Source organism: Bacteroidota bacterium (assembly GCA_016699695.1).
Lineage (GTDB): Bacteria > Bacteroidota > Bacteroidia > Bacteroidales > UBA10428 > UBA10428.
In genome coordinates, this window is record CP065006.1 from 3,403,941 (window position 1) to 3,418,974 (window position 15,034).

General features: G+C 37.3%; 14 protein-coding genes. 1 reads left to right on the forward strand and 13 read right to left on the reverse strand.

The features are described 5' to 3' along the window. The first annotated feature begins 95 nt into the window (after positions 1-95). On the forward strand, positions 96-662 hold the full coding sequence (locus IPM71_14185) for a DUF3267 domain-containing protein (protein QQS50719.1): 567 nt from the start codon (positions 96-98) through the stop codon (positions 660-662). Between the two features lie 85 nt (positions 663-747). Here the strand turns inward: IPM71_14185 and IPM71_14190 are convergent, their stop codons facing one another. The 13 genes from IPM71_14190 to IPM71_14250 all read right to left on the reverse strand — a co-directional run bounded on the left by IPM71_14190 (position 748) and on the right by IPM71_14250 (position 14,891). Beyond that, positions 748-1,605 (reverse strand): MBL fold metallo-hydrolase, encoded by an 858-nt coding sequence (locus tag IPM71_14190; protein ID QQS50720.1) that lies wholly within the window; start codon positions 1,603-1,605, stop codon positions 748-750. A 15-nt stretch (positions 1,606-1,620) separates the two neighbouring features. Next, on the reverse strand, positions 1,621-2,223 hold the full coding sequence (locus tag IPM71_14195; GenBank protein ID QQS50721.1) for an START domain-containing protein: 603 nt from the start codon (positions 2,221-2,223) through the stop codon (positions 1,621-1,623). Between the two features lie 11 nt (positions 2,224-2,234). Then, positions 2,235-3,491 (reverse strand): hypothetical protein, encoded by a 1,257-nt coding sequence (locus IPM71_14200; protein ID QQS50722.1) that lies wholly within the window; start codon positions 3,489-3,491, stop codon positions 2,235-2,237. A gap of 34 nt (positions 3,492-3,525) precedes the next feature. Next, complete coding sequence (locus IPM71_14205; GenBank protein QQS50723.1) at positions 3,526-4,317, reverse strand: outer membrane lipoprotein-sorting protein; 792 nt, start codon at positions 4,315-4,317, stop codon at positions 3,526-3,528. Beyond that, a complete protein-coding gene (locus IPM71_14210) occupies positions 4,310-6,790 on the reverse strand; it encodes an MMPL family transporter (protein ID QQS50724.1) in 2,481 nt (826 codons plus the stop codon). The genes IPM71_14205 and IPM71_14210 overlap by 8 nt, the downstream gene beginning before the upstream one ends. A gap of 58 nt (positions 6,791-6,848) precedes the next feature. Continuing rightward, a complete protein-coding gene (locus IPM71_14215; protein ID QQS50725.1) occupies positions 6,849-7,412 on the reverse strand; it encodes a TetR/AcrR family transcriptional regulator in 564 nt (187 codons plus the stop codon). A 77-nt stretch (positions 7,413-7,489) separates the two neighbouring features. Then, positions 7,490-8,152 carry a hypothetical protein gene (locus IPM71_14220; protein QQS50726.1) on the reverse strand — a complete coding sequence of 221 codons (663 nt, stop codon included), beginning with the start codon at positions 8,150-8,152 and terminating at the stop codon, positions 7,490-7,492. Between the two features lie 10 nt (positions 8,153-8,162). After that, positions 8,163-9,398, reverse strand: coding sequence for an SDR family oxidoreductase (locus tag IPM71_14225; protein QQS50727.1), 1,236 nt, complete (start codon positions 9,396-9,398; stop codon positions 8,163-8,165). Positions 9,399-9,418: 20 nt separating this feature from the next. Continuing rightward, positions 9,419-11,269, reverse strand: coding sequence for an FAD-dependent oxidoreductase (locus IPM71_14230; GenBank protein ID QQS50728.1), 1,851 nt, complete (start codon positions 11,267-11,269; stop codon positions 9,419-9,421). A 140-nt stretch (positions 11,270-11,409) separates the two neighbouring features. Next, entirely contained in the window at positions 11,410-12,102 is a 693-nt protein-coding gene (locus IPM71_14235; protein QQS50729.1) for an HAD-IB family hydrolase, read from the reverse strand. Positions 12,103-12,131: 29 nt separating this feature from the next. After that, complete coding sequence (locus IPM71_14240) at positions 12,132-12,587, reverse strand: hypothetical protein (protein ID QQS50730.1); 456 nt, start codon at positions 12,585-12,587, stop codon at positions 12,132-12,134. 93 nt (positions 12,588-12,680) lie between these two features. Then, on the reverse strand, positions 12,681-13,895 hold the full coding sequence (locus IPM71_14245; GenBank protein QQS52846.1) for an IS701 family transposase: 1,215 nt from the start codon (positions 13,893-13,895) through the stop codon (positions 12,681-12,683). Between the two features lie 255 nt (positions 13,896-14,150). Continuing rightward, the gene (locus tag IPM71_14250; protein QQS50731.1) at positions 14,151-14,891 is read right to left on the reverse strand and encodes a hypothetical protein; all 741 of its coding nucleotides are present in this window, start codon (positions 14,889-14,891) and stop codon (positions 14,151-14,153) included. Positions 14,892-15,034 lie beyond the last annotated feature (143 nt).

A 15,034-nucleotide genomic window follows, 5' to 3' on the forward strand; every position in this document is an offset into this window, starting at 1 on the left:
AACCCGTATAACTGCAAATTAGGAACTTTTGTTTAAGAACTGTATTAGATTTTCTATGTTTGTGACTGGCATCGCAAAATTAATTTATTGATCTCATGCAGGAAAAACAGGAATATGTCCTTTCAATTGCCAAAGCCAATGCCCTGGCATTTGCTTTTATTGTGCCCATTGGCTTTTTGCTCATTGTTCCATTTTGGTTATTACATGGTTTCGAAGCCATCAATTTTCGCTCCCTTTCCGGCGAGCATGTGTTGTTTGGCTGGCTGGGCTTTTTTGCTGCAGTAACGGCTGGAATTTTTGTACACGAACTGCTGCACGCTCTGGGATGGGTGTTTTTTACCAGAAATGGCTGGCGAAGCATTCGATTTGGTGTGAAATGGGAATATTTGACCCCTTACTGCCATTGCACCGTGCCGCTGCAGCGTATACCATTTATAATCGGTGCAGCATTGCCTTTGCTGGTTTTAGGATTGGCCCCTGTAGCCATCAGTTATTTCAATGGTAGCTTTGCTGTATGGTTTTTTGGTTTTTTTTATACCATTGCTGCAGGTGGCGACATTTTAGCAATCTGGATGCTGCGCAAAGTTAAGAAAGGGCAATGGGTGCAGGATCATCCGTCGGAGTTGGGTTTTTTTGTGCAGGATGAAAAGTCAGTTGATTGATTTTGCAAAGCCTTGTTAGCGAAGGGTTATGAAGTAGTTTGCCTCGACAATTTTTCTACTGGATTTATGAGAAATGTGGAGTCCATTAAAACTCATCCTGTTTTTTCTCTTCCTTCACAAAACGCAGATTTCTCTTTAAACCAATCAAAAATGGAACCGTCAGGTAGCTTTTGTATTTGGTTTGTATATCCTTAAGTCTGGATTCATCGTTAGTAGCAAGTTGAATATCTTTAAGGTAATTCTGCATGGTAATAATGCAATCACGATTCGAAAGTTCGCCATGCCCTGGAATAACAATTCTGTAATCGAATGCCTTGTCGATAATCTTTAACCTATCGATCCAATGGTTGATATCGGTGCCATATTTGTGGTTCATTACAGGATGAAATCCTATGTACACCAGATCGCCGGTTATCAGAATCTTTTTCTTTTTAAGAAATACCACCAGATCGTTTCTTGTGTGAGCTGCACCAATATTTTCGATGCAGATGGTTTCATCATCCAACTCTATCGTTTTAGATTGATTAATTTTTATCCTTTCGTCTGGCAGTGGAATGCCTGCATGCATTTTCCAGTCCGCATCGCTGTAATTTCCAGCTATGGTATAGGCATTCTTATAATACTTTAAGCCTTTTGTATGGTCGCTATGATAATGTGTAAGGATAATGATTATTTCGGCATTGCGGTTTATGGAGTATACAAACTTGTATAATTCTTTCGAACGAATCGATTTTGTATCGATTACAACGATTTTTTTTCGATCGTTGGAAATCAAAACGGTTGAATTGCTGCCACCACCCCTGACAAAGTAGGTATTACTATCGATCATTACATAATTTGCCGGAAAGCAGTATTCTTTCAGTCGCGGGTGGATTCCAATCATGGTAATAGGAGCTATAAAAATGAAACCTATAAATAGCGTATTTATTGCTTTTAAAGACATTCAACAGGATTTGTTTTATTTTGCGAGTTGCATCCGCATGTTATTTAACGATTCATAAGGAATTTCTACAACTTTCAGATTGGAAAGCCAGGCAGGTATGGCTCCCCCCGGATCAACCCATAATTGATAACTTACTTTTATTTTGCTATCGTCCAAAGGTGTAAATATCCAGCTGCCCTTTGCGTCTTTCATTCTTACCAGGTTTGTCTGCTCCTGAATATAGTTTGGAGTGCCTTCCAGAGATATTTTGTGAATACCATTGCTAACCGAGAATTGCGCCTTGAATATCATATCCCTGTTATCGAAAGGAAATGGAAGTTCAGTAACTGTGTAGTTGTATTGAAGTGTGTGGTCAATTCGTTTAAGCAATTTGGAACTTTTACAATTATGTAACCATTTGTAAAAATTGTCGGCATCTTTTAATAGTTCTAAAATGGCATCCATGGAACAATCAAGAACCATTTCCGCTTTGAATTCTTTATATTCTGAACCTTCTACCGGCCGGGTATATACCTCAATACCACCTTCTTTCTTTTCAAGTTTCCATTGAGCCTGCAGCAAACCCGATTGAACCTGGGTCAGTAACATAACTTTCACAAGAATTAAATAAAGTTTCATTTAATTAGGTTTTAGAAGTTATATTTTAGTCTAAGGTGAATTCTATTATTGTCTTTATAAGAGGCAAAAAAACCACCTTCTTCACCCCCTAAAATATCACACATCATTTCGAGATTAAGCCCGTCGAACAGGCTGTATTCGATGGCAGGTTGAAAATAATAATCGCTGGTTTTCAGGTTATAGATGCCTTGCAGCAATATTGAACCTGAAGCCCCTAATTCGAAATCCAAACGGGTCATAACCGACTTCTGAAAAAGGTGATTAAGATCCTGATTAGGAAATTCAAATCCTCCTTCGGCAAGTTCCTGTATCCATTGCACCATCACAAATAAATTGTTGTTCCCGATAACATTGCTAAAGTTATGGTCTATACCAACCACATATTGTAAATACGACACGTTGGTTTTTGTGCCTTCGGGCATATAATAAGCAGCTTCGCCTCGAAGCCCGATTTGCTGAAGGCTTGTAGAAAAGTCAAAACCAATTATTTGTTGTTTGTAGAAGTTATGGGTAATATCAATGGATATGGTATCTATACTGACAAAATGCTGGCTCACTTCGAAAGCAGGCTCATGACTATAACCCTTATAATAGTTGGTTGAAATATCCCAGTTGCTGAATGTTTTGTATAGTGCAAATGCATATTGACAGCTTGACAGATCGTTTTTTGGTTTCTTTTCCTGCATATGCAACACATATGGAAATGGCATTTCGGGAACATCTAATCCATTAAACCAGCGCGAATTTGATTTATAGGGTAAAACCGATGTAGTAAACAAAGGAACAAATACTCCTTGCAATTTCCAGTCGTTTATATAAAATCTTGAATTTATTGCCAGTATTCCAATGGTTTCATCTTCAGTGTCCAGTACATCGCTGTAATCAACAGGGTTAAGGTTGTCGGTAGGGTTAATCTGATCGGCCTTGCCCCATGTAATAATTTGTTTTCCGATATCGAGATCGAAAAATCCATAATTTATTTTTATACTGGCTTCATCGAGGTATGTTCTGCTACGCGAGGAATCAGAAAAATCTTCCCTGAATTCGACAGCCGAAAATAAACTCACCGATTTATTCACTGATTTGTCCAATTCGAGCTGAAGAATCGCCTGGTTCCTTCCGTTTATTTTTCCTTCTATATTTTTAAAGTAAGAAATATGGTCGAGTTCAGCAAAACCGCCAAGTCCCAAATTTTTTAAGTCGCTTTGCCCAAATACATTCATGGCAAATAGTAAAAAAATAGGGAGGAAAAACCTTTTAGCTATCATGGTTGAAGTAATAAAAATTTGTAAAAATCATTTTTTAGTTACCGGTTTCAAGGTTTCTAAGCGTGAAAACATCTGGACTGATACCTTTATTAATGGTAAAACTTTCGAATTCAAGCAGGGTTGAATAATTTGTTTGTAGGTTTTTCATGCTTAGTTTACCGGCACGCCATTTATCCGTACCCTCAATTTGTTTTATGTTTTCCGATGAAAGCTGTTTGTGAAGTTTACCCTCTTTATCATAATAGTCGATTCGCATGGTAACATAGTGATCTTTAGAAATGTAAAGTATTCGTTTACTATAACCACTTTGCTTGAGAATAATATCGGAAGCGGGTTCGGCAAGTATTACAAAGCATTCTGCATTGTTGATTTTTTCCGAGCCTTTTAGGGTATACTTAAACTGATCGAGCTTTTCACTGCCAAGGTCTTCATAAGTAAACTCCGAACTCATGAAATTATCTGTTTCATTGGCTGCAGATATCCTGCGGCTTTTGTTCAAGGCTGGTAAATACAGCCAGCTGTCGTCTGGCTTATCAGAATGTTCAATCTCGAGAAATCCTGTATCTTTAACATCTGCCGGATATAAAAACCGGATCAGGCTCGACCTGTTGTTGTTTTTATCGGTAATCCTGAAGCGTTCAACCTGTCTAACCCTTGTTTTTCCTTTATCATTGATAAGGGTCATGGTTATTTTTACCTTTTCATCGTTGGACGATATTTGCTCATCGTTCTTTTTCATTACTTCCAGTCCGGATTGTGCGAAAGTAACAGGCATTGAAACAAGCATAGCAGCTAACACTGCCAAAATTAAATTTCTGTTAGGCATACATTTCCTTTTTAATAGGTTCATACTTATTTAATTCATCATTATTATCCTCTTCCGTTGGTTTTCCAAAGGGTTTGAGGAGAACAAACAAGCCGGGTGTGATTAGCAAATCGGCCACTAAAGCAATAAATACTCCCAAAATGGTTAAGATGGCCAGTTGTTTTAAACTGGTTACTATGGAGAATGCATAGGGCAGAAACCCCACCATAATTATGATTGATGTATGGACTAATGACCATCCGATTTTTGCCATGGTATCGGCATTCGCTTTTTTATATGACTTTGTCTTCTCGAATTCTTGCTTAAAATGAAGGAAAAAGTGTACGGTATCATCCACTGCAATTCCCAGAATCAGGGGGGCAACAACCATCGATTGGATATTAAGAGTAATTCCGGCAAAACCCATGTAACCCATGATAAAGAAAAGTGGAATCACATTCGGTATCATGGACAATAGTCCGGCTACAAATGAACGCAGAGTAATAATCATCATAATAGAAATGCCTATAAAGGCAAACAGAATTGACAAAATCTGGCCTTCTACCATCGATGCTACAGCACGCAGCATGATGGCCATATCGCCTGCAATTTTTACCTTTGTACCTGCAGGAAAATGACCTTGCACATATTCCTTTATCTCGTCAAAGCCATAGATTAAATCGGTGGTTGATTCTTTTACCCTTACCGATTTACGGAGATTCTGATAACTGAAATCAACCCAGTTTGCCAACTCTTCTCCCCCCGACATTTCATACAATAAAAGGTATTGCGCAATCAGCTCTTTGGATTCAGGTACTTTGTAATACTCCGGATCATTGTCATGCATTGTTTTATTAATGTCTTTTAATAGTTCATTAACCGAATTAATAATTTTTGTGGTACGGAAAGAATTTATTAGTGTGTCGAGGTCTTCAAACGATTTTAATACTGCAGGATCTTTTGCCATTCCCTCCTCTGGCAATTCAATAAGAATTTCGTAAGAGTAAAGCGACCCTATTTTTTCAGTCGAATGCATAGCATCTCTGACGAATTTGTTTTTTTCGCCGAAAAGGTTAATGTAATTGGTGTCGGCTGTGATCCTGGTCACATAAAATGCGCAAAGCAGAATAAATGCCGCTGTAACAATGCCAATGATTTTAAAATTTTTAACTGTATATCCTGCCCACCAACGCATAAAATTGCTTTCGTGGTATTCGGTGATTCGCTCGGTTATTCTTGTATTGGCTAGCTTGCTTTTTCCAAACGATAAAAAGGCTGGAATTAGGAATATGGTTAGTACAAAAGTAACAAATACTCCTATGGCACCGGTAATACCCATATTTCGCACCGGAACCATATCTACCATCACAAAGGAAACTAAACCAATTGTTGTGGTGGCTGCGGCAATAAAACAGGGCCAACCCGAATTCTCGTACATGTATCTGAGCGCTTCGCGTCGATTTCCTGTTTTCCTGTAATGGGCCTGAAAATGGTTAAGAAGATGTATGGCATATCCAATAGAAGAAACAAGAATTAAAAGTGCCACCACCAGTGCAAAAGTAGAGACAACGATACCAAACCATCCTATGGTTCCGAAGGTGATAATGATTGCGCTGATAATAACCAAAATTGGTGATGTTACCCCTGCAAACGACCTGAAAAGAAAAGCTAATAATAAAATTGCAAGCACCAGAGTTATCATAAATGTTCGGCCAGTCTCTGTCTGCAAAGTTTTCATTACATAGTAGTTTGAAATTGGTATTCCGGTTGCAGTTGTTTTGAACTCGCCTTTATTTTTCTCCATTAAATATTCTAATGAAGGCGTTATCAATCTTCGCGCATCTTTTAACGTATTGTATTTCGAAAGGTCATCGATCTCATTCTTACTAAAAATTTGGTGTGAGAAATACACCCCTTTGGGTTGTCCCTCAGGTATTTCTTTTAATACATAGGCAGTATCTGGTATTACATTAAACCTTATAAATAGGCCTGCTTCTTTCCCATCGCCGCTTATGAGCCTGTTGCTATAAATTTCTTTAGATAATACTTTTTCTTTCAGCACTTTGATGGCCTCCAGGTCCGATGGAATTTCGTTGCCAATGAGGTCTTCGACAATTAGTTCATCGCCTTCTACCCTTACATACTCTACCTTGGTAATGCCCATATAATCTTTTACAAAGGGCAAGTTTTGTTCAATATCTTTGCCCAGATTCTGCATATACTTCAACACATCGTGGTCGATAATATCTTGCGCTTCAACCATGAGGAACACGTAGTCGGAATTACCGAATAACTCACTAAATATTTCGTTATTCTTACTTATCGAATCGTTCTTGCTAAGCATCGATTTATAGGAATTATCCATTACAAGACGCTTCATTCCCATAATACCCACAAGAAGTACCACCAGGTATAGAATAAAAGCCATGTACTTATACTTTAAAAGCACATTCATTCCGAGGTTGCCAAACCAATTGTTAACAGTTGATTTCATGATGATTTAGATTAGGTAGATTAGATTGACTAGACAGTCTATTTTTTGATTAAATTTTTTATTTCTTTATCGCATCCCAAAGGATAATGAAAGCTTCGTCTATTTCTTGCGAATTATTGATGTTTTCTTTTTTCTCATAGAAGAAGTTCATCATTTGAAACATGAGCCCATTTATGGTACTATACAACAGGTCGGTTGAGATATTCTTTAAATAACCTTCTCTCTTACCTACCTCTATTAATTGAACGATGAAATGAAATTTCTCAATATAATCGTCTTTTGTACCTTTTGTAATAAAAGGGGAGTTATTGTATGTTTGAAAAAAGAGAAACATTTCAGAATTCGTCATGCACCAGTTTATGGCATTTGTAAACAATATTCTCGCTACTGCCGGAATATTCATTTCAGCGCTAATGTTCGATTTTAAGGTTATTACCATCGAATCTTTGCAGGAAAGAAAAACAGAATTGATGAGAATATCTTTATTCTTAAAATAATGAAACAAGGTGCCATTTGCCACTCCTGCTTCCTTTGCAATTAGGGCGGTTGGTGTATTCTGAAAGCCCAACTTAATAAAAAGGTGCAGCGCAGTTTTTATAATTCTATCGTATTTTTCATTCATCCTGCAAATATAGAATATTAGACTGACTAGTCAACATATTATCTGTTTTATTTCGTTTTTAGTTATTGTGTTTAAAATCAGTTTGCAAGATTTAGTTCACTGATTTTTTTCCGGGCTTTTTCTTTGTAATAATTGGTTTCAAATGGCAAATTCGTCGAATTGTCCAGGTTTATCAAATCTTCCAGGTATTCGTTCGATTTTGCATGATGGCCCATTGCCTGGTATGTATCGGACAGATAGTAAATTGTTATTGGGTTCTTAACTATTTCAAGCGATTGGTATAAATACCTCAGACTAATTTCATAGTTTCCACCCACAATTTTAGGCAAAGTAAAGTACAGCCTTCCCATTGCACGTAAGGCTAATCCATTTTCCAGGGTTTTATCAATATCGATTGAGATCTGAAGGGCAATCTTCATTCTGCTCAGATTCTTCAGGCTTTTCATGATACCTTTGTCTTGTCCGTCGCGTCCAAGCATTATTCCTAACCAGAGGTGACCTTCTGGTCGCAATGGTTCAATTTGCACAGATTTTTCAGCATATTTTAAAGGACTGCTATACATATCTTTCCAAGCGTGTTCGGGGTAGAATTCACCTAAAAAGGAGATAGCCCGCGACAATTTCCAGCAAGCTTCGAAATTGTTTTCATGAGTACTTAGAAATTCAGCATACAATTTACATGCTTTCGTGATGCTCTCCGGCTTGCCTTTATCGTTGAAAAGCAGATTGGCTTCTTTCATTTGTGTAGGTTTAGATTAATTGCGATTTTTCAACATAACTATCCAGGAGTTTTCCATATTTTACTTTCGTTGCAAATTCCACACAACGGTTAAATACTTCTTCATTTGAGAGTTGTCCGATTTCAATTCCTTTCGGAGAGGTATAGCTTAGAGTGTTATCTATATTAAATATTCGGGTATCTCTGAAATAGGGCCGATAGATATCCATATATTCCTGATATAGCTTCTCAATGACATTGGGTTCTTTTTGTTTAAATTCTTCTTCGGTAATTGCCTGCAAGCCTTCTATGTTGTGCAGTTTACAAAAGTTTTCAAGGGTTTTTTGAAGGTAGGTAGGAGTGGGGTTAGTCACATGGAATATTCCCCCGTTCAGCGAATCGTCCATGATGGCATTACTGGCTTTTATAAAATAATCGATGGGTATAATGTTGAAGAAACTGCCTTTTTTGATTTCAATTCTTAAAGGGATATACAATTTACCCTCAGGGGTTCGGTAAATTCCAATTTCTTTCGATCGGATGCCGTTTTTATCATAATCCTTTTCATAGATATTTTTAAGATAATCAAGCGTTCTGACAAAATAGTAGAAGGCATTAAACCTTGTAGCTTTACCTGTTTTCGAATCGCCAAAAACAATCGATGGCCTGATGATATGATACCTTATTCCATATTTAGAGCATTGTTCGATGATATTTTTCTCTGCTATATGCTTACTTTCTTCATATGGATTATAAAAATCAGTATGAGGTACATAATCTTCATAGATAGTTCCACCTCTTGTTCCGCAAGAATAACAGGTACTCATGAAATGAAAAAAGTAGGCTTTCCCCTCGATAGCTACCTGTAGCAGGTTTTTTGTTCCTTCAATATTGAAGTGTTGTACTTCGTAACGCTTTTCTTCCTCCATGGCTGTATTGGCAGCGCCATGAATTATTTCATCTGTTTGTTCCACTACATAGCGGTAATCTTCATCGCTAAGTCCAAGCTTTGGTTCGTCTAGTTGCGATTCGAGTATGGTTACTCTGGCAGAATCTAATTGGTCATAGTCCCAAACCCGGAACAGTTTATCCAATCTTTCTCTGGGTGATTCATTATCTTTCGACCTGACCAAAAAAATGACATGTTGTCCATTCTTTAAATACTGAATAGCCAGTCGGCTTCCCAGGAAGCTGGTGGCTCCGGCAAAAAGTATTACGTTTTCCTTTTTCTGTCTTTTCGCGGAAATTTCCTCATTTCTGATTTTCATATTATTGTAGTTTAGTTTAGTTATAAGCTTTGTATAATTGATTCGTACCTGGCTAATCCCTGCCAGCGTGTTATCATCGAAAGAAATCCGTTCTTTATTTTTTCTGTGGCTATATAATCCAGCAGAAGTTCGTATGACTCGTTAATGGCTTTTCTGGCTTTTTCCCGCTCCTGTTCATTTGTTTGATCGTGAAAGAAATCATATTCAAACATTATCCACCGGCTCTGAAAAAGAGGCGATAGATTGCTGAAAAAGCTTTTCAACCCATATTTTATGCCTACTTTGTCCAGTTTTTCAGTGAGCTCCGGAATTAAAACCATCTCATTGATAGCAAGGTGCAGCAAAACTGCACAATACTGAGTTTCTCTACTCAGGCGAGGAGTGGTTAGCCTGAATAAATTGAGCCACAAAACATCGGTAAGGTTCGGATCGGAATACAATGTTTTATAGTATTCCTGCATGTCCGGGGCTACTGCTTTGTAGTAGTTTTCTATATCGGGGTCGAGTGCTACTTCCACAAGGTTTTCCATGCCTCTTTTAAACAGTACTTCATAAGGCTGTTTGTTCGAAGGTATATCAGCCAGCATATCAATTCCTTCATGTCCACAGAGTTTTGGTATGCTGTAGATGATATTCCGGAACATTTCCTGATCGATAGATACCTGGGTTATTCTTTTAACGTTATCGATAGCATGTGTTTCTCCGATAATTAAAATGAAATAGTGAATACCCAGTTTTTCCTTTAACACAACTTTGAGTTCGTTTTCGGTTTTCTTGGTTGGTGCGATAAAAATAGCTGCGGATTCGGCCGATAAAACACCTAAACCTATACCCACTCGCTTAACAGAAAGCTCATGCATCAGAGTAAGACATTCAGAAAAACTATGAAAGGGCAGGAGAAGGGCTGCCTCATCGTCGAATTTTGGAAATATCTTAAGTGTCATTTCTGTGCATAGGGGTGGTTTTTCAATTCCATGCGGATTGAACTCTTTTAGAGCATACGGATCTTCTGATAATGTAAATGAATTACCTTTTGCATCGATAAATTCCCCATCTATTACCAGATCAAGTCCATTTCCATACTCGTGCGTGTACAATGAGTTAATGCGCGTTGTGATAATATTTGAACAAACACCAGCCGAGGTTTCGCCTACATTTATTTTATAGCCATATTTTACTACCTCCTTTTGTAATTCAAACCCGGTTACGCCTGGCTCTGCCTTTACAAGCATTCTGGATGGGTCTACTTCTATTTTTTTCATCCTGTAAAAATCGATGATAATTCCCTTGCCAAGTGCCAGACCTACTCCCGAAGAGCCACTTGAACGTGGACTAATAGGAATATTGTATTTATTTGCAATTTTAACAATAGCAGCAAGTTCCTGTTTCGTTTTTACCATCACCACGTATCGAGGTATATTTCTTTCGCTAAACGGGCCGCCATCTCTTGAGTAGGCAATACGTATCGCCAGGTCATTTGTAGCCCAGGGTGTTCCGACAACTGTTCTTATTTCGCTAAGGACCTCGTCTGTTTCTTCTTCAGGTACCGAGTTCCCTTGGTCAATATAACTTTTTACATACGCTTTCAATTCTTTAGCAACCTGAAAAGGTCGAAGTTCATTGATGAAATAGCATTGTTTATCGCATATTCCGCATAAATCGCAGGTTTCGGCTATATCGACAAGTGCCTTTGTTACGGTGAGAAGGTTTTTATTTATTGCGTTTGTAATTTCCATTCGGCCTTGTGGAAAGTAAGCTACAAAGGGTTTCTTAACGGCCGAATGGCAAATGCCGGTTCCTAAAAAATCTATTTTGCACATAGCAAAATGACTGCATTTTGATGCAATAGGCTGAACATCAATTAAACTCATATTTTGGTTGGTTATAAAGAAGTGTAAATATTAGAAACTCATCGAGTGTTGGTCTCAGAAAAACCAGTGAATGACAAGGCATTCAGAGAAAATGCTGCAATAGTTATTTTAGTTAAACAAAGGAGGGAATGACTATTTGTTTAACTATTTTGATTGGAGTTGCTGATTATTTCCCAGGAGTTTTCTCTGGCAATTTCTTCGAGCTCTTTATCACCTTCCACAACAATAGGGAATCCAACTATTTTATGCATACTTAGATCGGATATATGATCTCCAAAGGCAAAGCACTCTTTAAGGTTGATCTTGTTTTTTTCGGCCAGTTCTTTTATCGATTCTCCTTTGTTATCGCCAATAATCTGACGACCGATTATTTTGCCCGAATACACACCATCTATAACCTCCAATTGAGTAGAGATACAATCTGCTACATTTAATTCTCTTAGCAATGGCAACAATATTTCGTAACACGAACCGGAAATCAACACTACTTTATCGCCCATTTCCTGGTGACTTTTTAGCCTGTTTACTACGGGCTGAATCCAAAATTCTGAATTGCTAAGATTCTGTTTTTCATGGTTGTACCACATTTCGGCCAATTTTTCAACTTCAGCCTTGTTCCGGCCTTTGAAATATTCGTAGTATCGTTTATTTATAAACAAGCGAGGTTTGTTGGTTGCAAAATATTCGCGGAATTCTTTATCGAACTTTTCTTTTTCAAGCAGCCTTTCTTCGTTATTGTACATTGAGGTGTTGGCGTAAAAAAAATCCTGGAATTTGAACATGCTTTTAAAATTCAGCACAGTGTTATCGACGTCAAAAAATGCGTATCTCATTGCTTATGTTTTTTAGTTTATTTCTATGGTTAGTTGCAAAAGAACGATATCGTAATTTCATTGCCCATCTCGCTTTTATAAAGGTTTATGGCTGCAAGCTTATTGCCTTCAGTGTTCAGCGTCTCATCTTTTAATTCAACCTGAGAGGTAATGAATGTAAATGAATTTATTTCGCCCACTACTTCCGGATTATGATAGAGGGTTTTATTGAGAAAGTAAGATTCAAAGACAGGCTCACCCTCAAGGTACTTAGATATCAATTCCGTAATATGTTGCTTTTCCGCTGTGTTCAAAAGATGCTTTAATTGGTGAGCAGAGTGAAAGAATGTTATTTCGTATCCCTTGGTTTTGTCAATCTGGTAAAGTCTGTTAAAAACAGCATCGGTGGTATAAGGTTCGTCCATAAAGTTTTGAACCTCTTCTGTATTCTCTGGCTTAACCTGAAATTTTAATAATAGAATATTCTTGTTTGTTAGTTCATTCATACATGCTAAGTATTAGGGTATAGGCTGAATATTGCCGGAAGAAAAGGATGAAAGCTTTGTTTCGGTTACCTATTTAATTCTACTTTAACAGATTTACAATTTTGAATATGAGTAATTTATATCACGCTGTCGTTTTAAATGCCGGTCATAAATTCTATCAATCATTTGTTCTTCGGTCATCTGTTTATAAAGTTTAAAAGTGATAAATTCTTTAATATCACGAGCCGATAGTAAAGGTAAATCATCAAAGCAATGCAATTTTTCTTTTAAAATAAATGACGAGACCAAAAAGTTTAATGCAACCTGGTGTTGCCATGCAAGCCATTTTCGTGTCTGAAACTGGTCTAGCCCGAGTATCTGTTTTGATTCTTTTATGCAATGTTCTACAAAGTACCGTTGTGCTTGCATATAGGCTATAGCTTTCTTAGTGTATTGTTCAAGATTAGCATTGGTAAAAGAATATTTTATTTCGTCCTTGCCTTCTTTGGTTTTCGTTTTACGGATAACCAGTAACCTTTGCTCTACTTGCATTTTACTGTTATTGATTATCCAAAGCTTTATAAAATGATAGTCAGCTACAAGAACTCCTTTGGCTGTATTACGAACACTAATACGCTGCCAATTTTCGTCATTTAAAGTCTGTAAATATTTTGATACACTTAATTCGTCTGTAGTTGCTTTTAATTTCTTGGGTTCACGACCCTTATTGCTTTTTCGCTCGGGAATAGCCAAGTCAGGACGTTCCAAATATATTTTTTGGTCTTTATGGATATCCAGCATGTACAGATAACCAAGCAAATCTATGCTGCTGGCAAAATCCACATCGTTACCATAATAACCATCGCCTCCAATAAAATCGAAGATGATGCCATTGGTTACTTGCTGGCGAATAATTTCTAATGCCAGTTCGAGCTTAGTTTTAAATGTTCGGTGCTTTACAGGAACGCCTGCTTTTTCGCATCTTGTCTTGTCGTCACACCAAGCCTTGGGAAGGTATAGTCGGGCATCAACCATTGATGCAAAATCCCCATTACTTAAACAAGCAAATACCGCAACCTGACTATTTGATAGTTTCCCTACATTCCCACAATATTGATGTCCAACGCCTACGCTATGGTCGCCTTTTTTTACCCAACCACTTTCATCAATAATCAATCCTGTAAGTTTTCTTTTGGGTAAAACCTGGCTTACTTCCTGGGCTACTTGATTTATCAAAACTCGATGATCCCAGTTAGACTCAGTTATAAAGTGCTGCATTTGATGGTAGTTAGCTCCCAAATCTTCGCTTATTCTTTCAATATTGCGCATCTGACTTTGTATTATTCCTAATGAATATTGCTGTGCTTTGTCAAAGAACTTCTTTGTTGAATTACAAAATACATGCTGATAATCATTAAGGTGAACACTAACTCGCTCTATTACAGAGGTCAGTGTTTTTCCATATCGATTATTATTTTTACGTTGTATTAAACATTTTTCGGAACGATAAGCCTGTTTTTCTGTGCATTGAAGATACTGAATTTCCTTGAAATATCAATGTTTACAAGGGTTTTGTTTAATCTGTTAAAGTAGAATTAATTCAAGTGCTTCAAAGGCTTTGCTCTTTTCGAGAAAGGCTAATATTTTGTGGTTAATAATTCTGAATTCCATAAAAATGTTGCAACAGCATCTGCCTGGTATTTGAAAAACTGAAATTTTGCATTTCGATAAAAACATATCAGGCTTTATGGTTTCAAAGCTTTGTATGTTTAAAATCATCTTGGCTGGAATTGGAAAACAATAGTTGATAAACTCAGAGTTTATGGAGTTAAGCACAAAATAAAACTGCTTGTCCGGCGACTCTTTTTTAAGAAAGAATTTTTCCATTACCGCAATAAACATCTGCCTCGATGCTTCTACCAGCAGCATACCAGGAACATGCTGACCTGTTACATGATCTTCAAGCTCTGCAGGTGAATCAATCAGTAGGTTGGCCGAATAGTTGTCTGTATCTAATTTACGCGGAGCCGAAACCAATATGTTTTTCTCGCTGTGCTTATGTGTTAACGATCGGTCGGCAATTTCAAATGCAGATCCGTCCAGGGCAATCTTCTTGTTCTCGTCTTTTAAATTTTTCAGAATTTCATTAATCTTCGATACCGAATTTCCTTGTCCCACAATGTATTTTACATTGTCAGCTTCATTTTGATCATTCTGAAGCAATGAAGATAGGTCGTCGGTTAATACAACTGTCTTTTTATTACTGGCAAACTCAGAAAATTGTTTTCCGACTATGTACTTGATATTTAAAGCTTGGGTATTCATTTCAATAATTTTAAAAAATGATGGAAACTGTTATCCTGGGTTCAATTAGAACATACAATAAAAATTATTAATGCCACACTAAATGCCATATTCATAGCCGTTAGCGGTAGATAGTGGTGATTACCATTCACTTTCGGAAACAA